We start from the raw sequence: 25,021 nt of genomic DNA, 5'->3' as shown, positions 1-25,021 counted from the left end.
CATACGGGACATCCTTGTCCCGATGAAAAACGGCCCGCATCCATGCGGGCCGCCCTTCGGGTCTACGGTTGACCGGCAAAGCGACAAAGCAAAAAGCGGCAGAGCGGCAGAGCGGCAGAGCGGCAGAGCGGCAGAGCGGCAAAGAAAATCACAGCCCCTCTGCCGACGACAGAAGGACATGCAAAGTCGGGAAGGATTAGGGCGAGGGGCCGCAGGCAGCAGCCCCACCCCATCAACGCTCCAGAATCGCCACCACGCCCATCCCACCGGCGGTGCAGATCGAAATCAGGCAGCGGCCGCCGCCGCGCTGTTTGAGCTCCTTGGCGGCCGTGGCGACCACGCGCGCACCGGTCGCGGCGAACGGGTGACCCGCCGCCAGCGAGGAACCGTTGGGGTTAATCTTGGCCGGGTCGATCCGGCCCAGCGGCGCGTCCAGGCCGAGGCGGGTCTTGCAGTAGTCCTCGCTCTCCCAGGCGCGCAGGGTGCACAGCACCTGGGCGGCGAAGGCTTCGTGGATCTCGTAGAAGTCGAAATCCTGCAGGTTCAGGCCGTTGCGCTTGAGCATCTCCGGCACGGCCACGGTCGGGGCCATCAGCAGGCCCTCGCCGTGAACGAAATCGACCGCGGCGACCTGCGCGTCGCGCAGGTAGCACAGCACTTCGTGGTTATGCGCCTGCGCCCACTCTTCCGACGCCAGCAGACAGGCCGCCGCACCATCGGTCAGCGGCGTGGAATTCGCTGCGGTCAGAGTGCCGCGGCCGGAGGTCTTGTCGAACGCCGGCTTCAGGGTCGCGAGCTTTTCCAGGCTGCTGTCGGCGCGCAGGTTATTGTCGCGCGACACGCCGCGGAAGCTCACCACCAGGTCTTCGAAGAAGCCGCGCTCGTAGGCGGCGGCGAGCTTCTGGTGCGAGGACAACGCCCACTCGTCCTGCGAATCGCGCGAGATGTTCCACTGCTTGGCCATGTCCTCGCAGTGCTCGCCCATGCTCTTGCCGGTGCGCGGCTCGGCCACGCCGGGGAACTCGGGCTTGAGCTCGCGCAGGCTGAAGCCCTTGAACGCGGCCAGCTTTTCCTTGGTGCTGCGCGCGCGCGCGGCTTCCAGCAGACGCCGGCGCAGGCTCTTGCCATAGACGATCGGCACGTCCGAGGTGGTGTCGGAACCGCCGCCGATGCCGACGTCGATCTGCCCCAGGGCGATCTTGTTGGCGACGGTGATGATCGAGTCCAGCGAGGTGCCGCAGGCGCGCTGCAGGGTGATGCCGGGGGTCAGCGGCGACAGCCCCGACGACAGCGCCGCCTCGCGACCGAGGTTCCAGTCGCTGCTGTGCTTGATGACCGCGCCCATCGCCACTTCGCCGAGCTGCTGCCCGTGCAAGCCGAACTTTTCGACCAACGCGCCGAGGGTGCGCACCGACATGCCGAGGTTGCCGACATCCGCATAGGCGGTGTTCTGGCGGCAGAACGGAATACGCACGCCACCGAGCACGGCGACGGGACGGTTTTGACGCATCGGTACACCTCACAGGGAGTTTCGAACCGACCCGCCGCAGCGGAGCGGGCATAATGGCGCCCAGTGTAGCGCTGCACACGCGCTCTACCAAACGCCAGCGTATCCTCGGTGATCATGACCTCAGCCAGCTCTCCCGCCAGCGCTCCGTCCGCGCCCCTGCACGTCCTCGGCGCTCTCGCGCTGGAGCTCAAGGGCGACGCCGCGGTCGACCGCAATGCCCTGCCGCTCCAGGATGCCGGGGCGCTGTCGGAGAAGATCGCGCGCGACCTGGCTACGTTCGCCGCCGAAGCCGGCGGCCTGGACCTGATCACTGTCGGCGCGCACTACGACCCGGTCGAACTGCTGCGCCCGGGCTGGCCCTTGCACCGCGAACTCGACCAACTGGCCGCCAACGCGCCACGCGACCGCGCCGCTGCCTCGGCCGCGCGGGTGATCGCCTTCGGCGCCCACGACGAACGCCTGCCCGGCGCCCTGGCGCCCTCGCCCGACTTCGCCGGCGGTCCGCTGCGGCTGGTGCCGTTCGTCCTCAGCGGCGAGGCCGACGTCGTCGCCCGCGTCGGCGAGATCCTCGAATCCAGCCTGCTCGAGCGCGGCATGGCCGGCGCCGGCACCGCGCTGGCGGCGCAGGCCGCGTTCGGCCTGCAGGTCGAGCACGCCCGCTACCTGACCGTGCACGACCTGGCCGCGATGATGGCCATGCAGTACGAACACGCCGGCCTCGGCCCGCTGTGGCCGCTGCTCGAAACCGCCCTACTCCAGCCCGACGGCGAGGAATGGCTGGACGCCCGTCCGGAACCGCTGATCCACTACAGCGAAGGCGAGGCGCGCATCGCCCTGTTCTCGCCGACCGCCTGGCATGCGCGCTATGCGCCCGAAGCGCCGTGCAACACCGACGAATGCCGCGACAAGCTCAATCGCCGCTATCAGCATTTCGAAGCGCGGCTGCGGCAGATCTCGGCCGTACTGGGCGCCCACGCGGTGCCGGTGACGTTCGTGCATTGCGACGGCGAGAGCGAAGCCAACCAGCTTTGAACCACGGATAGCCGCATCCGTTGTTGCCCCCTTTGAAAAGGGGGCGAACGGCCGCGCAGCGGACGTGGGGGACTGCTCTTGCTCCAAGTGCGGCCGCGAGAAGACCGCGGCACGGATGCAGCGCCTCACCGCCGCACGAAGAGCAAATCCCCCCTGCCCCCCTTCTTCAAAGGGGGGAGCGAATCGGTGGTCGCGCAAAGCAGCGCGGGGCGGTTCGACGGCATCGCCATCGGCGCTGGGGAGGGCGATGACTACCACACCGCCACCAGGACAGACCTGCCGTTACCGACGCAGCTTTCGCTGTTGCCCCCTTTGCGAAGGGGGCGAACGGCCGCGCAGCGGACGTGGGGGATTTGCTCTTGCTGCACGAACGCAGGCAAACAGGCCCCACGCTCAACACCGCATCAGGTGTGCTGTTCGTAGATGTCGTAGCCCGCATCGACCATGCCCATCGCCGCATAGGTCTGCTGGGCATTGGCATTGGCGCGTTCGACATACAGGCGCAGGCCGACCACGCCCGGGGTCGCCTGGGCGAGCGCGGCGACGTGGCTGTGCAAAGCGTTATAGACGCCCTGGCGGCGATGCTCCTGGGCCACGTAGACGCTCTGGATCCACCACCAGTCGCCGTTGCGCCAGTCGCTCCACTCGTGGGTCAGCATCAGGGTGCCGGCCGGCACCGCGATGGTTTCGTGGCCGCCGACATCGGCTTCGCGCATGGCAATGAAGTAGCGCGCCTTGGCCGCGTCGGCCAGGCCGTTGGCGACCCCGGCGTGCACGGTATCCGGATCGAGGCGCTTGTGCTCGGTCTCCCAGGCCATCGCGATCATCCACTCGGCGATGAGGTCGCGGTCGGTCGGAACGGCATCGCGGATACGCAGGCGGGTCATGACGGAGCTTCGCAAGGGCAGAGCGCACAGGATAAAGCGACGGCGCCCACCTGGGGCGCCATGCTTCGCCTTCGCGGCGCTGGGGTCAGCGCAGGATCTTGATTACGCCGCAGGCCAGGCGCGCGCCGGCATTGCCGGCCGGCTGGCTGCGGTAGTCGTCGGCCGAGGCGTGCACGATGACCGCGCGGCCGCCGACATCGTTCATGGCGCCGCCGCCGAGGGTCACGCCGCTGGCATGCACGTCGACCTTGGCCACGCCTTCGGCATCGGCGACGATGTTGTTCATGTCGCCGGCATGGTGGGGACCGTGATCGACCTGCCCGTGCGGCTGGCCGACCGGATTGAAGTGGCCGCCGGCGCTGCTGGCATCGGCCGCGCTGCAGTCGCCTTTCTCGTGGACGTGGATCGCATGCGAGCTGTTCGGCGTGAGGCCGCCGATCTCGCCGGTGAAATGCACGCCGTCGCCCATCGGCCGCAACGCCAGCTTGCCGCTGACCAGGCTGCCCGAGGCCGAAGCGAGGATGACCTGCCCGGCCTGCGCCGTGGACACCGGCTTGGGGCCCACGGGCTTGGGCGGCGTCGGCCGCGTCGTCTGTCCGCCGCAGGCGGCGAGCGCGAGCACGGCGGTGGCGATGGATACGCTGCGAAGGATCGGGTTCATGCGGGACTCCTGTCGTCGGCGCCGGCGACGGCGCACGGTAGAAGGTGATTCGACGCTAGCCCGGTGCAGGTTCAGCGCGAGTGAAACGCGCCGCCGCACCGCCGGCATCGCAGGGGGCATGAGCGATTATGGGCATGAATATCGCGCGGGCGCGGCCCGCGATCGCATTCCGCCAACCACGGCATGTTCGTGCGCACGCAAGCGCGACGCATCGCCGCCTTGCAGGCCCGACACCGTCTGGAACGGAAGCGAAAACCCGGTCACTCAACCGCCGCGACGCCCGGGCCCCAGTTTGCGCGTCAAGGTATTGCGCCCCAGGCCGAGCCGCGTCGCCGCTTCGGTGCGCCGCCCGCCGGTGTGTTCGAGCGCGGCTTCCAGCAAGGCGCGGTCGAAACGCTCGCGCGCATCGGCGTGCAGGTTGGCGCGGCCTTCGGCGAGTTGCGCGCGCGCCCAACTCGACAACTGCGCCTCCCATTCGGTAGCGCTGGCGGCCGTCTGCGTCGACGCACCGAGCACGTCGTCCATGTCCTGCCGGGTGATGGTCTCGCCGGGCGCCAAGGCCGCCAAGCGCCAGCACACGTTCTCGAGCTCGCGCACATTGCCGGGCCAGTCGTGCGCCATCAAGCGCTCCAACGCCGGCTTGGACAGCCGCTTGGCCGGCGCGGCGAAACGTACCGCCGCCGACGCCAGGAAGCGCTCGGCCAGTTGCGGCACGTCGGCGCGACGCTCGCGCAAGGGCGGCAAGCGCAGCCGCACCACGTCGAGGCGGTGCAACAGGTCAGCACGGAAGCGCCCCTGTGCGACCAAGGTCTCCAAGTCCTGATGCGTCGCTGCGATCACCCGCACGTCGACGCGGATCAGCTCGCGCCCGCCGACACGGAAGAATTCGCCCTCGGCCAGCACGCGCAGCAAGCGCGTCTGCAAGGGCAAGGGCATATCGCCGATTTCGTCGAGAAACAGACTGCCGCCATGGGCCTGCTCGAAGCGTCCGACATGGCGGCGCTGCGCACCGGTGAAAGCGCCGGCCTCGTGGCCGAACAACTCGCTTTCGAGCAACTCGGCCGGGATCGCCGCGGTGTTGAGCGCGACGAACGGCCGCGCCGCACGCGGCGACTCGCGGTGCAGCGCGCGCGCGACCAATTCCTTGCCGGTGCCGGTCTCGCCGGTGATCAGCACCGACAACGGTGCCTGGGCCAGGCGGCCGATCGCGCGGAACAAGGTCAGCATCGCCGGCGTGTCGCCGATCAGGCTGTCGTCGGCAGCGCCGTCGGCGACCACGCTGGCCTGCTCCTGCGGCTCGCTCGCCGCCAGCGTGCGCGCGGCCAGGGCCACCGCATCGTCGAGGTCGAAGGGCTTGGACAGGAATTCCTGGGCGCCGCCGCGAAACGCACCGGCGGTGCTGGCGACATCGGTGTAGGCGCTCATTACCACCACCGGCAACGACGGCGCGCGCGCCTTGAGCTTCTCCAGCAACACCAGGCCGCCGTCGCCGGGCATGCGCACATCGGTGAACAACAGATCGGGCACGCCGCGTTGTTCCAATGCATCGAGCGCATCGCCGGCGTTCTCGAACCCGTCCACGTCGTAGCCGGCCTGGCGCAAGGCCGTCGACAGGACGAAGCGGACCGAACGATCGTCGTCGACGACCCAGATGCGTGCAGCGCTCATGTCGCCTCCTCTTCGGCTTCGATCTGCATCGGCAACAACAGCGTGAATACGGTATGGCCCGGGCGCGAACGGTAGGCCAGCGAACCGCGGTGCTCGCGCGAGACCTGCTGGGCCAGCGCCAGGCCCAGGCCGCTGCCTTCGGCGCGGCCCGACACCAGCGGCAGGAACAACTGCTCGGCCAGTTCGTCGGGCACGCCGTGGCCGTCGTCGATGATTTCCAGGCGCAGCGCGATCGGATGCACGGTGTCGGCGATGCGCACCCCGCGTTCGATGCGGGTGCGCAGATTGACGTGGGTCGCCTTGGCCTCGATCGCGTTGCGCACCAGGTTCCACACCGCCTGCATCAGGCGGTCGGCATCGCCGGCGAACTCGGGCAGGCTGGGGTCGTAGTCGCGCACCAACCGCACCGCCCAGCCGGCATCGGCTTCGGCCAGGCGCAGCACGCGTTCGAGCACGGCATGGATGTTGAGCAAGGCATGCGGCCGCGGCGGCGCCGGGGTCAGCAAGCGGTCGACCAGTTCGGTCAGGCGTTCGACTTCGCTGTCGATCAGCTCGATCAACTCGCGCGATTCGCTGTCTTCGGCCCGGCGCGCCAGCAATTGCGAAGCGCCTTTGAGCCCGGCCAGAGGATTGCGCAGTTCGTGCGCCAGCCCCTTCAACGAGGCCGACAGCGCCGACGGCAGCAGCAGCGCCGGGTCGTCGCCCGGAAACTCATCGACCGGGTGCGCCTCGAGCAGCCAGCCGCCGTCGTCGCGACGGCTCAGCCACAGGTCGGCGAAGCGATCCTCGCCGTCGGCATAACGCAGGCGCATGCGCCGCATCCGCAGCGGCGCCTCGTCGCCGCCCTGACGGGTCAGGGCCAGGGCCAAACGGCCGTCGCCGGCATCCAGCCCGGCCAGGGTCCAGCCCAGCAGGCGCCGCGCCCCGATCCCGAACCAGCGCGAGAACGCGGTATTGCAGCCGACGATCGCCCCGGCCGCGTCGCTCCAGGCCATCGGCGTGGTCAGGCTGTCGAGGCTGAGGTCCGGCGCGGGCAGGGGATCAGAGGGCATTGCACCATACTAGTGCAAAGCAGCGGCGCCGTCGGCAAGAGCCCCGATAAGCGTAGCGAGGCAGGCCCATTCCGGTGCAGCCGCGTTCGGGGCATGGCCCGATTGGCCGCTTGCTCCGGCCCGCCCCGTTAACCCGCACGAAGCCGTGCTGCCTGCCTGTTGGAAACGTTGGGGAGCGTTTATCCGGGGCGACGAAGGCCGAGCTACCGCGCGAGGACACCGCTGATACGCGCGGCGACAAGGTTCAGATCCGACTCCGTCAGCCGCCGCGCTCGCGCGCAACGCGTCGAGCGCTTTGCCTCGCCCTGCCATCACCCAGAAGGACACGACCATGAGCTATCCGGATTGCCAGTACTCGCACGTCACCTGGGTCCGAAAGGACAGCGCGGCCTTCAAGGCGCTCAGCGAAGGCTTGAAGAATCCGCACACCGCACCCGGCGCGGTGACGACCTTCCTCGCCAACATGACCGCAGCGCACGAGGCGTTCAAGGAGGGGCTGCGGCCGCACGCGGACATGATGGCTCTGCTGCGGGCTTACCAGGACGCGACCGGCATCATCTCGACCCGGGAATTCACTCTGCCCGAGGTCCCCGGCAACCCCAACGACCCCGACGACCCGATCAACAAATTCGCCACCGACATGATCGAAGGCATCGCCGGCGCGGCGTCGACCGAAATCGGCATCGGCATCAGCCTGTACACCCTGGTACTGGACCTGATCGAAATTTTCGACATCAAGCTGCATCTGCAAGGCGTGCTGTTCAACACCGCAGCCACCGACCTGGAGAACATCGAGTTCCGCTTCGGCCCGAACGGCCTGCCCAACATGCTGCCGCTGTCGGCGACGATCCCGGCGGCCAAGTCGATCATGAACCCGGTCGACAAGAAGAACTACGACTGCGTCGGTTTCACCGTGTTCGGCGGCGTGGGCTATCAATCGCTGGAAGGCTTCTACATCGCGGTGACCACGCAGCGCAAGAACGACGATCCGCCGCCCATGTACTGCCAGTACTACGCCCAGGACCGGGGCATCGCGCCCGGTATCGACGACCGCAATCACGCGCCGCTGCGCGAGGTGTTCTATGAGGGCAAGGTCACCGGGGTGATGGTGGACCAGATCTCCAACCCGAACGGGGTCGTGGCGATCGTTTACGGCTGAAGGCGCGGTAGGTGGCCGGCTTTGCGGCGGAACTGGCACACTCCGATGCGCCTCCGCCGCGCTGGACCGAGCCATGGCCGACCACCCCAATGTCTCTGCCGAGATCGTCGCCCGACTCTCTTCGATCTGCCTCGGCCTGCCCGAGGCCCATGAAGAGCGGGCCTGGGTCGGCACACGCTGGATGATCGGCAAGAAGAACTTCGCCCACGTGCTGACGATCGCCGCAGCTTGGCCGCCGGCCTATGTGCAGGCCGCGGGCACGCAAGGGCCGGCGACGCTGCTGACCTTCCGTTTGCCGTTGCCGCGCGCCGATGCGCCGCGCTTCAAACGTGCGCCGTTCTTCCGGCCGGTATGGTTTCCCAACATCGTCGGCATGATCCTCGACGGCGCCACCGATTGGGACGAAGTCGCCGACCTGCTGACCGAAAGTTATTGCGTGCTGGCGCCGAAGAAGCTGGCGGCGCTGGTCGACCGATCGACGGATTGAAGCTTGCGCAAGCGATGGCGACTGCCGTAACGAAGAACGGGCGAGGCTCTCGCCCCGCCCGTCGCTTCGATGTCGCACCCAGGTGTCGCGCTTATGGCGCCACCACGTCCCAGTCCATCACGTACCACCACCAGTTGTTCTGCACGTTGAGGTGCCGGCCGACGAAATTCGGCACCTTGCCGAGCCAGTACAGATGCCAGCCTCGGTCGGCCGCGCGGTAGCCGTCCGGGAAGGTGCAACGCGGGCCTCCCCACTTGGTGCAGTTGTTGAGCGTGGTCGCACCGGGGCTCAGGTTCGGATAGTTCTCCCAGTCGTCGCAGGTGTTGTACTCGTAATGGCCGTTGGTGAAGTCGTAACCCCAACGGTTGCCCGGATCGTATTGCGGAGTGTTGAGGCTGCCGTGGATGTTGCCGCAAGCCGCGGTGGTGGCATCGAAGCCGCGTGCGGTGAAGCGTTCGAGCAGGTTGGCATCGGGCGGGAACATCGCCGGCGGCGGCGCCGGCGGACTGTTCGCCCAACGGCCGAAGCGATGCCTCATGGTGCCTTCGACGCGATGCCCCATGTCTTCCAGCATCCGCTCCGGCTCGCGCTCGTAGTTGAAGCCCATGATGTTGAGCTTGACCTGGCAAGTGGTGAGTTCGACGGGAATCGGATCGCCGTTGGTCGGGAACGCACCGGGGCCGGCCATATTGGCTTCGAAGTAGCCGAAGTACGGCCCGCCCCACAGCCACAGCTCGTCGATCTCGCCGGCATTGGCCTTCTCGCACACGCCGTACTGGCGCAGCACGCTGACGTAGTCGAAGTCGTTCTCCAGCGGGCAGGTGTCGGGCTCGTCGGCCAGACACCCCAGATAGGTAGCTTCGTCATAGATCGGGTTCTGCGTGCGCGGCGTGAACGCATCGACGAATACGTGCTCGGCGATGGAGTACTGCACCACTTGGCTGCTGGCCTGTTCGAGGAACTGGATGTACTGCTGCTCCAGCACCCGCGGGTCGTACCAGCCTTTCGCCTGGCTCAGGCGCTGATGGTTCATGCTCCGGATGGTCGGATTGAATTCGATCACCATGACCCGCTTATGGATCGGCTCGTCGACGCGCGGGTCGCTGGAGCGGCCGACGCCATCGAAGAGCGAGGAAACGTCTTCCCAAGTGTTCCAGTTCGGCTCGGTGCGCCGGTAGACCAGGTCGCCGCGGGTCAGGAACTGGCGCAGCTTGCCGTCGCTGTAGAGCGCAACGTGGAAGGCGGTGATGGTCGACTCGGAACCGCCGACACCCGAGAACACCGAGGTGATCTCTTCCCACGCCGGCCAGCCGCCGCTCGCGGTCTGGGTGCGGCGGAACACCTGACCGCCGCGCACCACGAACTGACGCTGCAGGCCATCGGCGTACACCGCCACCGAGAACGAGCTGATCGGCGCGCTGCCCGTGCCCGGGAACGCCGCGTCGATGTTTTCCCAGGCGCCCCACTGGTCGACGCCGGTCTGGATGCGCCGGTAGACATGGCCGCCGCGGGTCAGGAACTGCCGGTGCAGGCCGTCGCGGTACAGCTCGACGTCGAACGCGGTGATCTCGCCGATGCCCTGCCGAACGGTATTGAAGGCCGCGGTGATGTTCTCCCAGGTGTTCCAGTTGGGTTCGGTGCGCTTGTAGACGCGGCCGTTCTTGACCAGGTACTGGCGCTGCAGGCCGTCGGAATAGACGGTCGGGCTGAACGAGGCAAGCGTGTTGGTGCGGCCTTGCACGACCGACGCCGGGCCGGCTGCGGTCGCTGCCGTAGCAGGTATTGCGGTCGCGGCGAAAGCGAGCGACAGCGCGCCGATCGCGGTCGACAGCAGCGGCAGGCGCCGCCCCGGTTTGCGATGGAAGATGAGTTGCATGGTGAAACTCCTGATGGAAGGCAGCGGTGTTCGATGCGAATGCGTTGCCGTTGCGTCGTCGCAGTCCGTTACGACCCGATACCTGAGCGAGGGATGCCACGTGGGTGGCATACAGGGGTACGAGAGGAGGCTGCGGAACCTGACATGGCGGTTGTCGCCCGACCCACCGCCGCATCGGGACGGCGCGGTCTCGCCCGCCGCACTTCCACCGGGCGCGGTCCGGCCGCACCTGCGCCGGGTGGGAATGGCGCAAGGGATAGACCCGGCAGGCGTACGCTTGCAGCGGGGTCAGCGGGGCATCCGGACGACGATGCCGAATCGAGCGTCCGGTGCACCCGGGCGCCTCGCCCTCACACGCCGCAGCGCTGGCCCCAGTCGCGGCTGATGCGGGTACGCCATGGGCGCATGGTGCCGGCGGCGGCACGCGCCACTACGAAGGCCTCGCGGTTGCCGCTCGACGCATCGAGCCGGCATTGCGCATAGGCCAGTGCCAGAGCGTGGAAACGCCCGCTGGCGCGCTCGTTGAGCGAACCCGAGCGCAACGCGCTACCGTCGGCGTGGACGATCGGTCGCAGCGCCTTCACCGCACCGCGCAGCGCGGCATCCATTGCGCTTTTGTCGGCGGCGACATGATCGGCCTGTGCAATCAGCGAGAGCGCCCCCAGCCCGGTGCGGGAATAGCGCATCGGGCTGGCAGGCGGCAGCATCGCATCGTCGATACGCGCGACCTCGGCCAGCAGCTTCTGCGCCGCCGCCGGCCGCCGCTCGATTACTTCGAGCAAGGCCTGCACGAACAAGGCGTGGGCGAGGAACGAATCGGTCGCGCCGAAATGCGCACGCGACTCTTCGAGCGCGGTAGCCATCAGGGTTCGCGCTTCGCCCAACCGCGCCTGATCGATCAAGGCGACGGCAAGGACGCGGCGCAGTATGAGACCGTCGGCCTGGTCGCGGATGCCGCAGGGGCCGATCATGGCCAGCGCGCGGCGCAGACGCCGTTCGGCATCGGCCGGACGACCCTCGTCGATATCGAGCATGGCCAGGTTGCCTAGCCCGGCGTAGTGCGAACGACAGGCCAAACTGCGCTGCAGCGAATGCTCGGTCAAGCGCAGCACCTGCTCGTAGGCGTCGCGTATCGTCGCGGCGTCTTCGCGCTCGCCGGCCAGGTTGGCGCGCCACAGTTGCAGGCTGGTCCGCAGGTCGGGATCGCGCGGCGCGATGCGCGCGGCCAGCGCAATGGCTTGATCCAATTCGCGCTGCGCTTCTTCCGGCCGTTGCAGATGGTGCAGATACCCGGCCCTGAGCAACCGGGTCTTGGCCAGGGTTTCCCGATCCGCCTGCGGATGCGCCTGCCACAACGCGATGGCCGCCGCCGCGGCCCGGTCGGCATCCCGGTCGCGGCCCAGATAAGCCGATGCGCGCGCATTCGCGGCCAACAACGAGGCACGCACCAGCGGGTCGCGCTTACGATCGGCCAGCAACTCGTCGAGGCTGGCCGCCATCAGGGCCCGCGCCGAGACTTCGCCGCTGGTGGTCTCGCGTGGCCGCGCCTGTTTGAACAGATCCACGAAGTACTCGGCGGTCGCTTCGGCCTGGCCGCGCTGCGCCTCGGCCTTGGCCTGCGCCGCGGTGGCCTCGTCGCGAGCGACGCGGGTACGTTGCAGTTCGTCGCCGAGCCGGGCGAAGTGATAGAAGGCCATGCCGCTGGCCAGGACCAGCGCCGCCGCCGCAGTGGTCAAGGCCGGCCAGTGCCGCTGCGCCGCGCGCCGCCACCGATAGGCACGGTCGTCGCCGCGCGCGTGCACCGGGCGCTTCTCCAACCAGCGGTGCAGGTCGTCGGCCAGGGCCGCGGCGCTGCGATAGCGCTGCGGCGGCGCCTGCGCGGTCGCTTGGGCCACGATGCAGTCGAGATCGCCGCGCAAGCGCGCCAGCAACCGTTCCGGCGTGGTCGCCCGCTCGTGCGCGATCCGCTGCGCCGCCGTGGCATCCCGCCTGCACAGCGCCTCGTAGGCAGCCGCGAGCCGCGTCGGCGCCTGCCCGAGCGCCGGCAGATCGTCGGACAGCAACACCCGCAGCAGCATGCCCAGTTGATAGACATCGGTCGCGGTGGTGACCGCGCGGCCCTCGCGCTGCTCCGGCGCGGCCCAGGCCGGCGTCATCGCCAGGGTCTGGGTCTGGGCTGGGTCCTGGTTGGGATCGGCCTCGTCGAGCCATTTGGCGATACCGAAGTCGAGCAGCTTGGCCTGGCCGGCCTCGTCGACCAGCACGTTCGCCGGCTTGAGGTCGCGATGCACGATCAAGGCGCGGTGGGCGAAGTCGACCGCCGCGCAAACCTGCTGCATGAGTTCGACCCGATGCTCGATCGTCGCCGCGCGCGCCGCGCACCAGCGGGTGATCGGTTCGCCGCGAACGAGCTCCATCGCGAACCACGGCTGACCGGCCTCGGTGACGCCACCGTCGTACAACTGGGCGATGCCCGTGTGCTGCAGCCGTGCCAGCGCCTGCCGTTCGCGTAGGAAACGTTCGGTCGACGGCGCCGCCCCCAGCGGCGCAAAACCGCTCCAGATGCGTTTCAGCGCGACCTCGCGCTCGTACGCGCCGTCGCAGCGCGCGGCGCGGAACACCTCGCCCATGCCGCCACGGCCGATCCGCTCGAGCAATCGGTAGGCCCCGATCTGCAATCCCGTCGCGTCGCCTTGCGGCGATGCCGCACCCGGATCGAAACCGGTCTGCGACTCCTCGACCTGCGCCAGCAGCGCCCGCACCCGCGCCTGCAGCGCCTCGTCGCCTGCACAGGCCTGCCCGAGCAAGCGCTCGCGTTCCGCGGGAGAAGCGTCGAGCACTCCACGGAACAACTGCAGGGCGCGGCGTTCGAACGACGATTCGTTGTAGGTCATGCGGAAGCTCTGGCTTGGGTCGCAGAAGACAACGCGAAGCGCCGCCTCAACCTGCCATCACTCGGACAGACGGTCGCGCAGCCAGGCGCGGGCCGCGGCCCAGTCGCGATAGACCGTGCGCTCCTCGACCTCGAGCAAACGCGCGACTTCGGCCACGCTGAGCCCGGTGAAATAGCGCAGTTCGACGACCTTGGCCATGCGCTCATCGAGCCTGGCCAACTCGTCCAAGGCCGCGTCGAGCTCCGGCAGCACAGTGCACTCCGGGATCGGCAGATCGAGCGCACAGGCGAAATCGTCGCGCTTCCAGGCGCCACCGTGCTTGTCGCACGCTGCGCGCCTGGCGCGGTCGACCAACAACTGCCGCATGATCCGCGCCGCGGTATTGAACAGGTGCGCGCGGCTGCCCAGGCACTGCGGTCGATCGCTGCCGAGTAGGCGCACGAACACATCGTTGACCAACGCCGTCGGCTGCAACGTGTCGTGACCGCGATGGCCATACAGCTCGCGTCGCGCGATCCCGCGCAGATCGGCATAGACCAAGGGCAGCAAAGCATCGAGCGCCGTGGCATCGCCCGCCCCCCAACGCTGCAATAGCGCCGTTACTTCGGCACCGGCCGCTTCCGATCCGAGCGCCGGTCCGCCAAGCGCCGATCCGTCATCGGCCGATGGCTGCTGCAACACCGACGTTTCTGCCAAAGGCCCGCTCACCGCCGCAGCCCGCGGCGATTCCAATAGCTCCAAACCCGCCATATCCGAGATCCGTCTCCAGTTCTGCCCCATTCGATTAACGCGGTCCGCGGCAGGATGCGGACGCCGGTGCGAGGGCATATACCGTCCTGCCTGCAGCGCGGTACCGACGCATGGCGTCAACCAACCCGCGCCGGCTCCAGCAGCAAACGCATGCACACCGCCGAGGCCGGGCACAGCGAGCGGAATTCCGCGCTGCGCTGGAGGCCGGCCGGGGCGGCGGCCCGGTCGATGACGGTGTAGCCGCGGCGGGCGAAGAAGGCTTCGGCGGTCTGGGTCAGCAGCACCAGCTGTCGCAAGCCGCGCGCGCGCGCATCGGCTTCCAGCGACGAAGCCAGGGCGTGGCCGATGCCGCGATGGCGGGCCCGCGGCTCGACCGCGAGGGAGCGCAGCAGGCCGGCCTCGTCAAAGACCTCGATACCGACCACGCCGAGCATCGCCTGGTCTTCGTCGACCGCGACGCGGAACTCGATCGCTGCGCTGGCCAGATCGTCGACCGGCAGGCCGCTGTCGAGCAACAAGGTGCGCACGGCGGCGGTTTCGTCGGCGGCGAGCGGGCGTATGGCGGGCGTCATCGTGGTTTCCGGGTGGGCGGAGGTTCGAACATATCTTGACCGATCAGCCTGCGAGGCTACGACACCCGGCGCCCATCGGCATCGATTACGACTTCGCCGTCTTCCTTGCTGAAAGGCCGGGTAATCGGCGGCAGCAGGTCGAGCACGAGTTCGGACGGACGGCACAGGCGCACGCCGAGCGGGCTGACCACGAACGGACGATTGATCAGGATCGGATCGCGCAGCATCGCTTCGATCAGGGCATCGTCCGACAGCGTCGTATCGTCGAGGCCGCGCTCGACATAGGGCGCGACGTTCTGGCGCATGGCCTCGCGGACGCTGAGGCCGGCCGCGGCGATCAGTTCGACCAGGGCCGCTCGCGACGGCGGGTCCTGCAGGTACTCGATCACGGTCGGCTCGATCCCGGCGTGGCGGATCAAGGCCAGGGTATTGCGCGAGGTGCCGCAGGCGGGGTTGTGGTAGATGGTGATGTCCATGGCTCAGCTCTCGTTGGAGGCGCAGGCACTGCCGCAGCACGCCGACGGCGTGCGCGCAGCGGCGCTGGGGTGGATTGCGGTGTTCGTATCGGCTTCGGCCTCGTTCGCAGCCTCAGTCGCGGCATCGTTCGCGGCGCCGTCCGCAGCGGCGCTCCCAGGCAGCGCTACCGCGCCGGAAGCCACCGCCAGCGTTTGCGCGGCGAGATCGCCCTTGCGTTCGCTGTAGCGGCTGCTGAGGTAGTCGCTGCGATCCCGCACCAGCAGGGTGAACTTGAACAGCTCTTCCATCACGTCGACGATGCGATCGTAATACGGCGAGGGTTTCATCCGCCCCTGTTCGTCGAACTCCTGCCAGGCCTTCGGCACCGAGGATTGGTTCGGGATGGTGATCATGCGCATCCAGCGGCCGAGCACGCGCAGCGCGTTGACCACGTTGAACGATTGCGAGCCGCCGCAGACCTGCATGACCGCGAGGGTGCGGCCCTGGGTCGGGCGCACGCTGCCCTCTTCCAGCGGCAGCCAGTCGATCTGGTTCTTGAACACCGCGGTCGGGCTGCCGTGGCGCTCCGGGCTGACCCAGACCTGGCCCTCGGACCACAGCGACCACTCGCGCAGTTGCCGCACCTTGGGGTGGTCGGCGCTCACGCTGTCGAGGATCGGCAGATCGTGCGGGTCGAACACCCTGGTCTCGGCGCCGAAGTGGCGCAGGATGCGCTCGGCTTCCAGCGCGGCCTTGCGGCTGAACGATTGCGGGCGCAGCGAGCCGTACAGGATCAGGATCCGCGGCGGGTGGGTCGCGCCGGTGAGCGCGAGTTTGCCGAGGTCGGGCAGGTCCAGGGCGGCACTGACGAGGTTGGGTAGGTGGGTCATGGCGGCTCGGCTTGAGGTCGGTTGTTGTTTCTACTATTCTGGAATTATGGAAATCAATCAAGCCACCACCGCCCTCGCCGCCCTGGGCCAGTCCACCCGCCTGGCGATCTTCCGTTTGCTGGTCGAGGCCGGCCCGGCCGGGCGCATGGCCGGCGAGATCGCCGAGGCCCTGGCGCTGCCGGGCGCGACCCTGTCCTTCCACCTCAAGGAACTCAGCGCCGCCGGCCTGGTCCAGGGCGAGTCGCAGGGCCGCTACATCTGCTACCGGGCCGACTTCGGCGCCATGAACGGCCTGATCGAGTTCCTGACCCGCAACTGCTGCGGCGGCCAGCCGCAGCAGTGCGCGCCGGCCAGCTGCGATCCGCAGGCCGACAGCTGCACCAGCCCCAAGCAGGCGCAGGAATGAGCGCGGCCGCGCAAGCCGCCGCGCCGACCCTGTTGTCCAAGCGCATGGGCGCGTTCGAGCGCCACCTGACCTGGTGGGTGCTGGCCTGCATCGTCGCCGGCACCGCGCTCGGCTACGCCCTGCCGGACCTGTTCGCGACCCTCGGCGAGGCCGAGGTCGCCAAGGTCAACCTGCCGGTGGCGGCGCTGATCTGGCTGATGATCGTGCCGATGCTGCTGAAGATCGACTTCGCCGCGATGGCGCAGGTGCGGCGGCAATGGCGCGGCATCGGCGTGACTCTGTTCGTGAACTGGGCGGTCAAACCGTTCTCGATGGCGCTGCTGGCGTGGCTCTTCATCCGCCACGCTTTCGCCGACCGCCTGCCGGTCGAGCAACTCGATTCCTACGTCGCCGGCCTGATCCTGCTCGCAGCCGCACCGTGCACGGCGATGGTGTTCGTGTGGAGCAACCTGTGCGACGGCGACCCGGAGTTCACCCTGAGCCAGGTCGCGCTCAACGATCTGATCATGGTGGTCGCGTTCGCGCCGATCGTCGGCCTGCTGCTGGGGCTGTCGTCGATCGTGGTGCCGTGGTCGACCCTGCTGCTGTCGGTCGGGCTGTACATCGTCGCGCCGGTGGCGATCGCAGTGTTGCTGCGCAAGGCGGTGCTGCGCCGTGGCGGCGATGCGGCTTTGCAGAAGCTGCTGCATCGTCTCGGGCCGTTGTCGCTGGCCGCCTTGTTGCTGATGCTGGTGCTGCTGTTCGGTTTCCAGGGCCGGCAGATCGTGGCCCAGCCGGCGATCATCGCGATGCTGGCGGTGCCGATCCTGATCCAGGTCTATTTCACTTCGGGCCTGTCGTATCTGCTCAATCGGAAGTTGGGCGTGGCGCACAGCGTCGCCGGCCCGTCGGCGCTGATCGGCGCAAGCAATTTCTTCGAACTGGCGGTGGCTGCCGCGGTCGGCCTGTTCGGCGTGCACTCCGGCGCCGCGCTGGCGACGGTGGTCGGCGTGCTGGTGGAAGTGCCGGTGATGTTGTCGGTGGTGCGGATCGTCAACGCCAGCAAGGGCTGGTACGAAGCGCGCGCCTGAGCGAAAAAGCAGCGAATAAAGAATCGGCGCGCCCGGGCCGACGGCCGCGGGCGCGCATCGCCGGGCTCAGGCGGCGCGACGCCGGGCGAGCTCGGATTCGAACGCGGCGCGGGCCGCGCCGGAAATCATCCGCGCACGCGTCCACGCCGCTTCCGCCGCACAGGCGGCCTGCGACCAGGACAGCGTCGATCCGGAACAGATCTGCTGATAACGCGCTTCCAGCTCGGGCACCACGTCGTCGAAGACCAGGCCCGGATTCTCGATCTGCGCGGTGATGCCGAGATAGATCGCCGGTGCGTAATCCTCGAACCGGGTGCCATCGCGATAGAACGCCGCATGACGATAGTTCAACGCCCAGTAACTCAAGGGCAGAGTCGTAGCGTCCGCGGAAAGTTTCGTACTCATGGTGCAAGGCTCCGGTCAGGACGAAGCCCCCTGTGCGCGGCACCATAATCGATGCGGCGGCGAAGTTTATGACCGTTCGTTCATAGACTTGCCGAAGGCCTTAGTCGCTCACGCTCGGGTTGTGATCGCCCACACGATTCAACATCGCGTTAACGCCGGCGATGGAATGCTGAGCGTGAACTGCAACGCCGAGCTGCCCACCGCACAGGCCGATCGCAGCGCCGCGCATGCACGAAGGCGGACCACCCAAAACGAACAAGCAAGACCAGCAAGACAGACCGACCATCGGTTCGCGGAGCTCGCCATGTGGGACCCCGACAAATACCTCGACTTCGCCGATCTGCGCGGCCGGCCGTTCTTCGACCTGATCGAACGCGTGCGCGCCGAGCACCCACGCCGCGTGGTCGACTTGGGCTGCGGCCCGGGCAATCTGACCCGTGCCTTGGCCGCACGCTGGCCCAGGGCCGCGCTCGAAGCCAGCGACAACTCGCCGGAGATGGTGCAGGCGGCGCAAGCCGCCGGCGTCGCCGCCGAATTGCGCGACGTGCGCGACTGGGTGCCGCGGCCCGACACCGACGTGGTGGTCTCGAACGCAGTGCTGCAATGGGTGCCCGAACATCGTGAGTTGCTGCGACGTTGGGCGCGTCAACTGCCGGGCGGCGCGTGGTTGGCGATCCAGGTGCCGGGCAACTTCGATGCGCCCTCGCACGCTTTGGTGCGCGAGCTGGCGGCCAGCGCGTCGTGGGCGCCGCTGCTGGGCTCGGTGGAGCTGCGCGAAGGCGGCGCGGTCGATGCGCCGCGCGCCTACGCCGAATTGCTGGCGACGCAGGACTGCGAAGTCGATGCCTGGGAAACCACCTACGTGCAGCGCTTGTCCGGCCCGGATGCAGTGCTGGAATGGATCAGCGGCACGGCCTTGCGACCGATCCAGGCCGCGCTTAATGGCGCCGATTGGCAACGCTTCCGCAGCGAGCTCGCGCCGCGGCTCGACCGCGCCTATCCGCCGCGCAGCGACGGCACCACCTGGTTCGAGTTCCGCCGCATCTTCGTCGTCGCGCGCACCGCGCAGCGCTGACGTCGTTGCAGGCGCCCGCCTGAATTCGGCCGATGGAAAATCGTCCCGCGGCCATCCTTGCCGCGGGACGCGGGGTTGGCCTATAGAGCTCGGCCGCCAAATTTGTGGGTGTACTGCAGAAAGACCTGGCGGCCGACGGCATCGAACCAGGACACGTCGTAATACGGATAGCTGCTGTAGGTCGCATCCTTCGGCGGCAGCTTGTCGAACAGATTGGTCACCGCCAGCGACAATTGGGCGTGGTCGCTGAAGCGGTAGCGCAGCGAAGCGTTGTAGCGATAAGTCGCGCCGATCCAGGCGCTGGCATCGCCGCCGGGCTCGTAGACCTCGTTGTAGGAATCCCCGCTCGGCAATCGGCCCAGGCGTTCGCCGTGCACGGTCGCCGACCAGCGCTCCTTTTCCCAGCTCACGCTGGCGCTGGCCTTGGTGCGCGGGATGTCGAAACCGCTGTTGACCGCGAACTGGTCTTCGACGCGGTCGCCGGCGTACTGCTGGCTTTCGTGCTCGCGCACCCAGGTGTAGCTGGCGCCGAGGCGAAAGGTGCCCAGGCCGGTGTCGAGGCGGTAATGGGTGCTGAAATCGACGCCACTGGTGCGTTCGCTGGCGATGTTGATCGGGTTGACGTAGACGCCGTAGAGCTTGCCTTCGCCGGAGCGCCGGATCCGTGCCAAAGCATCGGCGCAGGTCGGCGAGCCGGAATCGACCGCGCTGCCGTCGGCGCGCGTGCCGAGGCGGCAACCGGCTTCGTCGCGCAGCACGTCGTCGATACGCAGGTCCTGGACCTGGTCGCGCAGATCGATGTCGAAGTAGTCGACGGAGAAATCCAGATTCGGACGCGGCGACCAGACCACGCCGGCGGTCCACGAGGTGCTGGTTTCCGGTTCCAGCTTGCGGTTGCCGCTGCGGGTGACGACCAGGCCTTCGTCGGCGTACGAGCAATCGTTGAGGTCGCTGTCGGGCTCTTCGCTGCGGCAACGGTAATAATCGATCCCGCTCGATTCCTGATTGCCTTCGCCGGCGAACACGTAATGCAGGTCCGGCGCGCGGAACGCGGTGCCGTAGGAGCCGCGCAGCAGCAGGGAGTCGAGCGGCCGCCATTCCAGGCCGGCACTGTAGGTGAACTTGTCGATGTCGTGGCCGCCGTAGCGGTATTGGTCGTAGCGGCCGGCGACGCTGAGGTTCAAGCGCTCGTGCAAGGGCAGGCGCAACTCGCCCGCCGCAGCCCAGCGGTCGCGGCTGCCGCGGCCGTCCGAATCGCGCCAGCTGTAGTAGTGATAGCCGGTGGCGAGCGGGTCGGGGCGCAGGTCGTAGCTTTGGTTGCCGAGTTCGAGCGTGCCGGCGAAGCCGACCGCACCGGCCGGCAGGGCGAACAGCTCGGTATTGGTCAGGGTCAGCGACAGCGCGTCGGTGCGCGACTTCGGCCGATAGGTCGAACGCGCGCCGATGGCGTCGTACTCCTGCCGGCTCAGCGGCCGGTACAGGCGCTCGGGGTCGGCGTCGAAGATCGCGAAGCCGTCGTCGTCGACGCCGAGCTGCGGCCCGAGGAACAGATCGTTGGCCCGGGACGCGACGATCTGCGGCCAACCGATCGTCGATTGGTACTGCGAATGGCTCAGCGCGGCTTCCCAGTCCCAGGCCTCGCCGAAGCGGCCTTTGAAGCCGGTGGCCAAGCTGAAAGTACGCTGCCGGTTGCGGATCATGCCGCGGTCCAGGCCGCCCATTTCCTCGGGCGAAAACTGCCGCTGCCAATACTCGACCTGGTCGGTGGCGCGGTTGTGGAAATAGCCGGCCTCGTTGCCGTCGGGGGCCTGGTAGCTCCATTCGGTGACGTCGCGGTACATCGACAGTTCGTGATAACCCAACTGCACATCGGCGAACCATTCGCTGGCGTCGCCGAAGGCGTAGCTCAACGAGGCGTAGGCATTGAGGCCTTCGCGCTTGTTGATCATGGTGCCGTAGCCGATCGACTCGTCGCTGCCGCAGTAGTAGCCGTCCTCGCCGTCCGGCCCCCAGCCGGAACGCGAGGCGCGGTAGGTGGTGCCGCCGTTGAGCGAGGCCAAGGGGCCGCAGGCGGCGCCGGGATCGAGGTATTCGTCGTCCCAGTTGGTGCGCAGGAAGGCGCGTCGCGCGGCGCGCATGCGCGCGGTCGGCGCATCCCGGGTCGAGTCCTGGATCGAGCGCTCGTAGGCCCACAACGGGTTCTGCACCTGCAGCTCGAAACCGTAGACCGCGTCGAAGCGATCGTTGCCGTAGCCGCTGGAGACGCTGAGGTTGAACGACTCGCCGCCACCGCGCGTCGTGTCGCCGAGGCGGAAGTCGACGGTGGTGCCGTCGGCGCGCTTTTTGAGGATGAAATTGACCACGCCGGAGATCGCATCCGAGCCGTAGATCGCCGAGGCGCTGCCGGTCAGGATCTCGATCCGGTCGACCATGCCGAGCGGAATATTCGAGATGTCGGTGAAGTTGCTGCGGCCCTTGAACGGCATCGGAAAGTCGGCGATGCGGCGGCCGTTGACCAGCACCAGGGTGTGGTTCGGACCGAGCCCGCGCAGGTCGACCTGCTGCGCGCCCGGCGAGAAGTCGGCGGCGCTGGCCGACTGTTGGCTCTGGGTCTCGCCGCCGTTCTGGGTCATCGCCCGCAGCACGTCGGGCACGGTGGTGAAGCCGTTGGCCTTGATCTCCTGCGCGGTCATCACCGTGATCGGCGCCGGGCCTTCGATCTGGCTGCGCGGAATGCGCGAGCCGGTGACCTGCACGCCCTCCAGCTCGGTCGTCGACGGCGGCGATGCTTCGACGATGTCGGCGCCGCTCCCCTTCGGCGCCAGCGAGGTTTTCTTGCGCGGCTTCGGCGGCGTCGGATCCTTGACGATCACCATCGCCCCCGACGCATCGCGCCGCGCCACATGACCGCTGCCGAGCAGCAGGCGGTCGAGCGCGGCCTCGGCCGACATCGCGCCCTGCACCCCCCGAGTACGCAACCCCTTGAGACGATCGGCGCGGTAGACGAACTGCACCCCCGACTGCCTCGCCAGCACATCCAGCGCCGACACCAGCTCCCCCGCCGGAATATCGATCGCCTCCCGCTTCGCCGCGACTTGCGCCTGGGCGGACAACGCGGCCGAACAGGCCAGACTCAACCACCACACACGCGCACTTCGCGACATCGGGTTCCCCTCCCCATCGGCGCCTTGCAGCGCCCATCGGGATATCAGGACGAACGAAGCCGGCAAATCCCGCACGCGCTGCGGCCTGCCGACGCGGAGCCGGCTAGCGGCTGTGCAGGACGATGCGGTCCGGGTGGTGCTCGACGCGGACCGGCGTGACCTGTTCGAGCAGGCGCACGAACACTTCGGTGTTGGACCAGCGGAAGTTGCCGCCGACCCGCAGCTCGCCCGCGGCGGCATCGCCAATGACGATCTTGCGGGCGTTATAGCGGTTGAATTCGGCCGCGGCTGCGCTCAACGGCGTGTCGCGGAACACCAGATAGCCGCGACGCCAATCGACCTGGCGCTCGGCGTCCTCGACCGAACCGATGCGCACCAACACGCCGCTGCGGCTGGCGAAGGCGGTGCTGCCAGCCGGCAATACGCTGGTCGGCTGGCGACGGCCGCCGACCGGCTCGGATTCGAGCCGCACCGTGCCTTCGGTGACGACCACGCGCAGGTCGGCGCCCTCACGGCGCACCGAGAAGCGGGTGCCGACCGCGATCACCCGACGGCCGCCGGCCACCACCGCAAACGGCCGCCGCGCGTCCTTGGCGACATCGAAGAAGGCCTCGCCCTGCTGCAGTTCGACATGACGCTCGCTGCGCGACAAGGCCACCTCGATGCGGCTGTCGCTGCTCAGTGTGGCCTGCGAGCCGTCGGCCAGGGCGACGTCGCTGAGGTCGCCCATCGCGGTGCGGTAGGAAGCCTGTTCGACCACGGCCTGACGCTGCCAACCCCAGAACGAGGCGACGCCCAACAACGCCAGCATCGCGACGCCCGCATAACGCAGGCCACGGCCGCCGCGCGCGACCGAGCGGCGCGGCGCGAACACCAGCGCGGCGGCGTCGTGACCGGTCGATGCCGGCGCCGGCGGTTCCGGCATCGACTCGGCGCGCGGCGCCTGCAGATCGAAGCTCGAATGCAGCCATTGCCCACGCGCCGGCACGCCGTCCGAAGCGGCCCCGGCGCCGAGCGCCTTGAGCCGGTCGCTCTGTGCCCAGGCCGCGTCCAGACGCAGGAACGCGACTCGGTGCGCGGTCGAGGCCGCAAGCCAGGCGTCGAACTCGGCCTGTTCCAGCGCCGACCAATCGCCCCCCTCGCGCCTGGCTAACCACTGCGCTGCGTCGCGCTCAATCTGTCTGCTGCTTGCCATGTTCCGTTTCCTTGTCGGCCTGCGGCTTGCGCGGCAAGTCCGCACGCGAGGGTTCGCCGCCGTAGAAATACTCGGCGATCAGACGCACCCCCTTGGCCATCTGTTTCTCCACGGTCTTCTCGCTGATGCCCAGACGCTCGGCCACTTCCTTCTGCGACAACTCGTCGACCCGGCGCAGCCACACCACCTCGCGGCAGCGATCGGGCAGACGGTCGAAGGCTTCGGCGAGACGCTTGAGGATCTGCCGCGCGCCGAGCCGGCGCTCCGGACAGACCTCGTCTATCAAGACGTTCAAAGCCTCGAAATCACCCACCGGCTCGATCGACACCACCTTGCCGCGGCGCAGGCGGTCGGTCATAAGGTGCCGCGCGGTCGCGAACAGGAACGACTTGGGCTGGGTCGGCAAGGCCTTGCCGGCAGCCTCGTACACGCGGACGTAGACCTCCTGGCGCAGGTCGTGAAGGTCGTCGCGATGCGGCCAATAACGCCGCAGCACGTGCACCAGCGCCTCTTCGTGCACGAGGATCTCGCGGGCGAACCAAGCGTCGAGGGCAGCGTTCATGCGCCGACCTTAGCCGATTCCGACGTCCATTCCGTAGCGGCCGCGGCAGCCGATCGGCGGATTGCGCGCGCGGGCGCGAATTTGCGAACGGACATGGGGGAAAGCCGGCGCTGGTTCGTCTTGGCCCTTCATACCCAGCCGGAGTCGAACGATGCGCCTGTGGTCCCGCCGGTCCGTGTTGGCTCGAACGCTGTGCCAAGGCGTGCTCGGCGCTGTCCTGGCCGTTGGCTGCACCAGCGCATTGGCCGCGGACACCACCGAGTCGCGCCGCGACGGCTATCGCTACTACGCGATCGGCGACCTCGCCGCGCCGCGGCCGGCGCCGACCCGCGCCGGGGCGATGCTGGTCGGTGGCGGCGATTGGCCCTACCCGGCGTTCCGCTGGATGATCGAGCGCGCCGGCCACGGCCGCATCGTGATCCTGCGCGCCTCCGGCAGCACCGAGGCGCAGGACGAGTTCTTCCGGGACATCGGCGGCATCACCGCCGCGCAGACCCTGGTGTTCGAGGATCGCCGCGCCGCCAGCGACCCGCAGGTGCTGGAGATCGTGCGCCAGGCCGACGGCATCTTCCTCGCCGGCGGCGATCAGTCCAACTACGTGCGCTATTGGAAAGGCACGCCGCTCAATCGCGCGCTGGATGCGCACGTGCGCGCCGGCAAGCCGATCGGCGGCACCAGCGCGGGGCTGGCGATTCTCGGCGCACACGCCTACGGCGCCATGGACGGCGGCAGCCTGACCTCAAAGGACGCCTTGCGCGACCCGGCCGGACCGGCGCTGACCTTGGTCGATGACTTCCTGCATCTGCCCTATCTCGAACGCGTGCTCACCGACAGCCATTTCGGCAAGCGCGAGCGGCTTGGCCGCCTGATCGCGATGCTGGCGCGGCTGGCGCAGGAACAAGGCCGCGACGACCTGGTCGGCATCGGCGTCGACGAGTACACCGCGCTGTGCATCGACGGCGACGGCATCGGCCGCGTCTTCAGCGGCGACGGCGGGCACGCCTGGCTGGTGGGTCCGCAGCCGGCGGCCGAGGTCTATGCCGCGGGCAAGCCGCTCAGTGTGCGCGCGGTGCCGGTGCTCGGCGTCGGCGGCGACAGCGTGCTGCACCTGGCGGATTTTCGCGTCGAGCGCCCGGCCTTCTCCGCGCTTTATGATGTCGAAGCGGGGCGCCTGGTCGGGCGCGATGAGAACGCAAGGCCCCCGCCGCCGCCCTGATCACTCTCGCCCCTCGCCGGGGCTGTCCGGAGCC

22 protein-coding genes are annotated in these 25,021 nt (G+C 68.5%); 7 read left to right on the top strand and 15 right to left on the bottom strand.

The features are described 5' to 3' along the window. Positions 1 to 232 precede the first annotated feature (232 nt). Complete coding sequence (locus EX88_RS0111375; protein WP_031372112.1) at positions 233 to 1,510, bottom strand: acetyl-CoA C-acetyltransferase; 1,278 nt, start codon at positions 1,508 to 1,510, stop codon at positions 233 to 235. A 114-nt stretch (positions 1,511 to 1,624) separates the two neighbouring features. Here EX88_RS0111375 and EX88_RS0111370 point away from each other — a divergent pair, with 114 nt between their 5' ends. After that, positions 1,625 to 2,542 (top strand): hypothetical protein, encoded by a 918-nt coding sequence (locus EX88_RS0111370; RefSeq protein ID WP_051884997.1) that lies wholly within the window; start codon positions 1,625 to 1,627, stop codon positions 2,540 to 2,542. A gap of 404 nt (positions 2,543 to 2,946) precedes the next feature. Here the strand turns inward: EX88_RS0111370 and EX88_RS0111365 are convergent, their stop codons facing one another. The 4 genes from EX88_RS0111365 to EX88_RS0111350 all read right to left on the bottom strand — a co-directional run bounded on the left by EX88_RS0111365 (position 2,947) and on the right by EX88_RS0111350 (position 6,810). Then, positions 2,947 to 3,429, bottom strand: a complete 483-nt coding sequence (locus tag EX88_RS0111365) for a GNAT family N-acetyltransferase (RefSeq protein ID WP_031372110.1) — start codon at positions 3,427 to 3,429, stop codon at positions 2,947 to 2,949. Between the two features lie 85 nt (positions 3,430 to 3,514). Beyond that, positions 3,515 to 4,090 (bottom strand): superoxide dismutase family protein, encoded by a 576-nt coding sequence (locus EX88_RS0111360; protein ID WP_031372109.1) that lies wholly within the window; start codon positions 4,088 to 4,090, stop codon positions 3,515 to 3,517. 264 nt (positions 4,091 to 4,354) lie between these two features. Next, complete coding sequence (ntrC, locus tag EX88_RS0111355; RefSeq protein WP_031372108.1) at positions 4,355 to 5,758, bottom strand: nitrogen regulation protein NR(I); 1,404 nt, start codon at positions 5,756 to 5,758, stop codon at positions 4,355 to 4,357. Further along, positions 5,755 to 6,810 (bottom strand): two-component system sensor histidine kinase NtrB, encoded by a 1,056-nt coding sequence (locus EX88_RS0111350; protein ID WP_031372107.1) that lies wholly within the window; start codon positions 6,808 to 6,810, stop codon positions 5,755 to 5,757. The genes ntrC and EX88_RS0111350 overlap by 4 nt, the downstream gene beginning before the upstream one ends. 331 nt (positions 6,811 to 7,141) lie before the next feature. On the opposite strand from EX88_RS0111350, the gene EX88_RS0111345 reads away from it, so the two are divergent. Together EX88_RS0111345 and EX88_RS0111340 are read left to right on the top strand one after the other, a co-directional pair. Further along, positions 7,142 to 7,969, top strand: coding sequence for a hypothetical protein (locus EX88_RS0111345; protein ID WP_031372106.1), 828 nt, complete (start codon positions 7,142 to 7,144; stop codon positions 7,967 to 7,969). Positions 7,970 to 8,042: 73 nt separating this feature from the next. Continuing rightward, positions 8,043 to 8,456 carry an MmcQ/YjbR family DNA-binding protein gene (locus tag EX88_RS0111340; RefSeq protein ID WP_031372105.1) on the top strand — a complete coding sequence of 138 codons (414 nt, stop codon included), beginning with the start codon at positions 8,043 to 8,045 and terminating at the stop codon, positions 8,454 to 8,456. A gap of 91 nt (positions 8,457 to 8,547) precedes the next feature. On the opposite strand, the gene EX88_RS0111335 is transcribed toward EX88_RS0111340, so the two are convergent. The 6 genes from EX88_RS0111335 to arsH form a co-directional block, all read right to left on the bottom strand. Beyond that, complete coding sequence (locus EX88_RS0111335; protein WP_031372104.1) at positions 8,548 to 10,332, bottom strand: hypothetical protein; 1,785 nt, start codon at positions 10,330 to 10,332, stop codon at positions 8,548 to 8,550. A gap of 350 nt (positions 10,333 to 10,682) precedes the next feature. Next, positions 10,683 to 13,226 carry a serine/threonine-protein kinase gene (locus EX88_RS0111330; RefSeq protein WP_031372103.1) on the bottom strand — a complete coding sequence of 848 codons (2,544 nt, stop codon included), beginning with the start codon at positions 13,224 to 13,226 and terminating at the stop codon, positions 10,683 to 10,685. A 57-nt stretch (positions 13,227 to 13,283) separates the two neighbouring features. Continuing rightward, positions 13,284 to 14,006: an ECF-type sigma factor gene (locus EX88_RS0111325; RefSeq protein ID WP_200875827.1), complete on the bottom strand. Its 723-nt coding sequence runs from the start codon at positions 14,004 to 14,006 to the stop codon at positions 13,284 to 13,286. 86 nt (positions 14,007 to 14,092) lie between these two features. Continuing rightward, a complete protein-coding gene (gene arsN2 / locus EX88_RS0111320; protein ID WP_031372101.1) occupies positions 14,093 to 14,548 on the bottom strand; it encodes an arsenic resistance N-acetyltransferase ArsN2 in 456 nt (151 codons plus the stop codon). A 56-nt stretch (positions 14,549 to 14,604) separates the two neighbouring features. Then, entirely contained in the window at positions 14,605 to 15,024 is a 420-nt protein-coding gene (gene arsC / locus EX88_RS0111315; RefSeq protein ID WP_031372100.1) for an arsenate reductase (glutaredoxin), read from the bottom strand. Positions 15,025 to 15,027: 3 nt separating this feature from the next. Beyond that, positions 15,028 to 15,894 carry an arsenical resistance protein ArsH gene (gene arsH / locus EX88_RS0111310; RefSeq protein ID WP_081930880.1) on the bottom strand — a complete coding sequence of 289 codons (867 nt, stop codon included), beginning with the start codon at positions 15,892 to 15,894 and terminating at the stop codon, positions 15,028 to 15,030. Positions 15,895 to 15,940: 46 nt separating this feature from the next. Between arsH and EX88_RS0111305 the strand changes: the two genes are divergently transcribed. Continuing rightward, positions 15,941 to 16,300: an ArsR/SmtB family transcription factor gene (locus tag EX88_RS0111305; protein WP_051884995.1), complete on the top strand. Its 360-nt coding sequence runs from the start codon at positions 15,941 to 15,943 to the stop codon at positions 16,298 to 16,300. A gap of 44 nt (positions 16,301 to 16,344) precedes the next feature. After that, positions 16,345 to 17,370 (top strand): ACR3 family arsenite efflux transporter, encoded by a 1,026-nt coding sequence (gene arsB, locus EX88_RS0111300; protein ID WP_031372097.1) that lies wholly within the window; start codon positions 16,345 to 16,347, stop codon positions 17,368 to 17,370. A gap of 66 nt (positions 17,371 to 17,436) precedes the next feature. Here arsB and EX88_RS23715 read toward each other — a convergent pair whose 3' ends face one another. After that, on the bottom strand, positions 17,437 to 17,775 hold the full coding sequence (locus EX88_RS23715) for a hypothetical protein (RefSeq protein ID WP_152566224.1): 339 nt from the start codon (positions 17,773 to 17,775) through the stop codon (positions 17,437 to 17,439). 304 nt (positions 17,776 to 18,079) lie between these two features. Here EX88_RS23715 and EX88_RS0111290 point away from each other — a divergent pair, with 304 nt between their 5' ends. Next, positions 18,080 to 18,850 carry a trans-aconitate 2-methyltransferase gene (locus EX88_RS0111290; RefSeq protein ID WP_031372096.1) on the top strand — a complete coding sequence of 257 codons (771 nt, stop codon included), beginning with the start codon at positions 18,080 to 18,082 and terminating at the stop codon, positions 18,848 to 18,850. Between the two features lie 80 nt (positions 18,851 to 18,930). Here EX88_RS0111290 and EX88_RS0111285 read toward each other — a convergent pair whose 3' ends face one another. From EX88_RS0111285 to EX88_RS0111275, 3 genes are all read right to left on the bottom strand, one after another. Then, entirely contained in the window at positions 18,931 to 22,014 is a 3,084-nt protein-coding gene (locus EX88_RS0111285; RefSeq protein WP_031372095.1) for a TonB-dependent receptor, read from the bottom strand. 103 nt (positions 22,015 to 22,117) lie between these two features. Next, on the bottom strand, positions 22,118 to 23,209 hold the full coding sequence (locus tag EX88_RS0111280) for a FecR family protein (RefSeq protein ID WP_031372094.1): 1,092 nt from the start codon (positions 23,207 to 23,209) through the stop codon (positions 22,118 to 22,120). Further along, complete coding sequence (locus EX88_RS0111275; protein WP_031372093.1) at positions 23,187 to 23,771, bottom strand: RNA polymerase sigma factor; 585 nt, start codon at positions 23,769 to 23,771, stop codon at positions 23,187 to 23,189. The genes EX88_RS0111280 and EX88_RS0111275 overlap by 23 nt, the downstream gene beginning before the upstream one ends. 151 nt (positions 23,772 to 23,922) lie before the next feature. Here EX88_RS0111275 and EX88_RS0111265 point away from each other — a divergent pair, with 151 nt between their 5' ends. Continuing rightward, entirely contained in the window at positions 23,923 to 24,987 is a 1,065-nt protein-coding gene (locus EX88_RS0111265; RefSeq protein ID WP_081930879.1) for a cyanophycinase, read from the top strand. Positions 24,988 to 25,021: the final 34 nt, after the last annotated feature.

It is taken from the genome of Lysobacter antibioticus, from assembly GCF_000731095.1.
In the GTDB taxonomy this organism is placed as follows: domain Bacteria; phylum Pseudomonadota; class Gammaproteobacteria; order Xanthomonadales; family Xanthomonadaceae; genus Lysobacter; species Lysobacter antibioticus_B.
The sequence above is the reverse complement of the archived record's forward strand: the minus strand, read 5'-3'. Positions and strand labels throughout refer to the sequence as shown.

Excerpts from the sequence above, each read along its gene's own strand:
- EX88_RS0111325 (WP_200875827.1), bottom strand. The coding sequence starts at position 14,006 with ATGGGGCAGAACTGGAGACGGATCTCGGATATGGCGGGTTTGGAGCTA.
- EX88_RS0111285 (WP_031372095.1), bottom strand. The coding sequence starts at position 22,014 with ATGTCGCGAAGTGCGCGTGTGTGGTGGTTGAGTCTGGCCTGTTCGGCC.
- EX88_RS0111350 (WP_031372107.1), bottom strand. The coding sequence starts at position 6,810 with ATGCCCTCTGATCCCCTGCCCGCGCCGGACCTCAGCCTCGACAGCCTG.
- EX88_RS0111330 (WP_031372103.1), bottom strand. The coding sequence starts at position 13,226 with ATGACCTACAACGAATCGTCGTTCGAACGCCGCGCCCTGCAGTTGTTC.
- EX88_RS0111280 (WP_031372094.1), bottom strand. The coding sequence starts at position 23,209 with ATGGCAAGCAGCAGACAGATTGAGCGCGACGCAGCGCAGTGGTTAGCC.
- arsN2 (WP_031372101.1), bottom strand. The coding sequence starts at position 14,548 with ATGACGCCCGCCATACGCCCGCTCGCCGCCGACGAAACCGCCGCCGTG.
- arsB (WP_031372097.1), top strand. The coding sequence starts at position 16,345 with ATGGGCGCGTTCGAGCGCCACCTGACCTGGTGGGTGCTGGCCTGCATC.
- ntrC (WP_031372108.1), bottom strand. The coding sequence starts at position 5,758 with ATGAGCGCTGCACGCATCTGGGTCGTCGACGACGATCGTTCGGTCCGC.
- EX88_RS23715 (WP_152566224.1), bottom strand. The coding sequence starts at position 17,775 with ATGAGTACGAAACTTTCCGCGGACGCTACGACTCTGCCCTTGAGTTAC.
- EX88_RS0111305 (WP_051884995.1), top strand. The coding sequence starts at position 15,941 with ATGGAAATCAATCAAGCCACCACCGCCCTCGCCGCCCTGGGCCAGTCC.
- EX88_RS0111375 (WP_031372112.1), bottom strand. The coding sequence starts at position 1,510 with ATGCGTCAAAACCGTCCCGTCGCCGTGCTCGGTGGCGTGCGTATTCCG.
- EX88_RS0111340 (WP_031372105.1), top strand. The coding sequence starts at position 8,043 with ATGGCCGACCACCCCAATGTCTCTGCCGAGATCGTCGCCCGACTCTCT.
- EX88_RS0111290 (WP_031372096.1), top strand. The coding sequence starts at position 18,080 with ATGTGGGACCCCGACAAATACCTCGACTTCGCCGATCTGCGCGGCCGG.
- EX88_RS0111360 (WP_031372109.1), bottom strand. The coding sequence starts at position 4,090 with ATGAACCCGATCCTTCGCAGCGTATCCATCGCCACCGCCGTGCTCGCG.
- EX88_RS0111365 (WP_031372110.1), bottom strand. The coding sequence starts at position 3,429 with ATGACCCGCCTGCGTATCCGCGATGCCGTTCCGACCGACCGCGACCTC.
- EX88_RS0111335 (WP_031372104.1), bottom strand. The coding sequence starts at position 10,332 with ATGCAACTCATCTTCCATCGCAAACCGGGGCGGCGCCTGCCGCTGCTG.
- EX88_RS0111345 (WP_031372106.1), top strand. The coding sequence starts at position 7,142 with ATGAGCTATCCGGATTGCCAGTACTCGCACGTCACCTGGGTCCGAAAG.
- EX88_RS0111265 (WP_081930879.1), top strand. The coding sequence starts at position 23,923 with ATGCGCCTGTGGTCCCGCCGGTCCGTGTTGGCTCGAACGCTGTGCCAA.
- arsC (WP_031372100.1), bottom strand. The coding sequence starts at position 15,024 with ATGGACATCACCATCTACCACAACCCCGCCTGCGGCACCTCGCGCAAT.
- EX88_RS0111275 (WP_031372093.1), bottom strand. The coding sequence starts at position 23,771 with ATGAACGCTGCCCTCGACGCTTGGTTCGCCCGCGAGATCCTCGTGCAC.
- arsH (WP_081930880.1), bottom strand. The coding sequence starts at position 15,894 with ATGACCCACCTACCCAACCTCGTCAGTGCCGCCCTGGACCTGCCCGAC.
- EX88_RS0111370 (WP_051884997.1), top strand. The coding sequence starts at position 1,625 with ATGACCTCAGCCAGCTCTCCCGCCAGCGCTCCGTCCGCGCCCCTGCAC.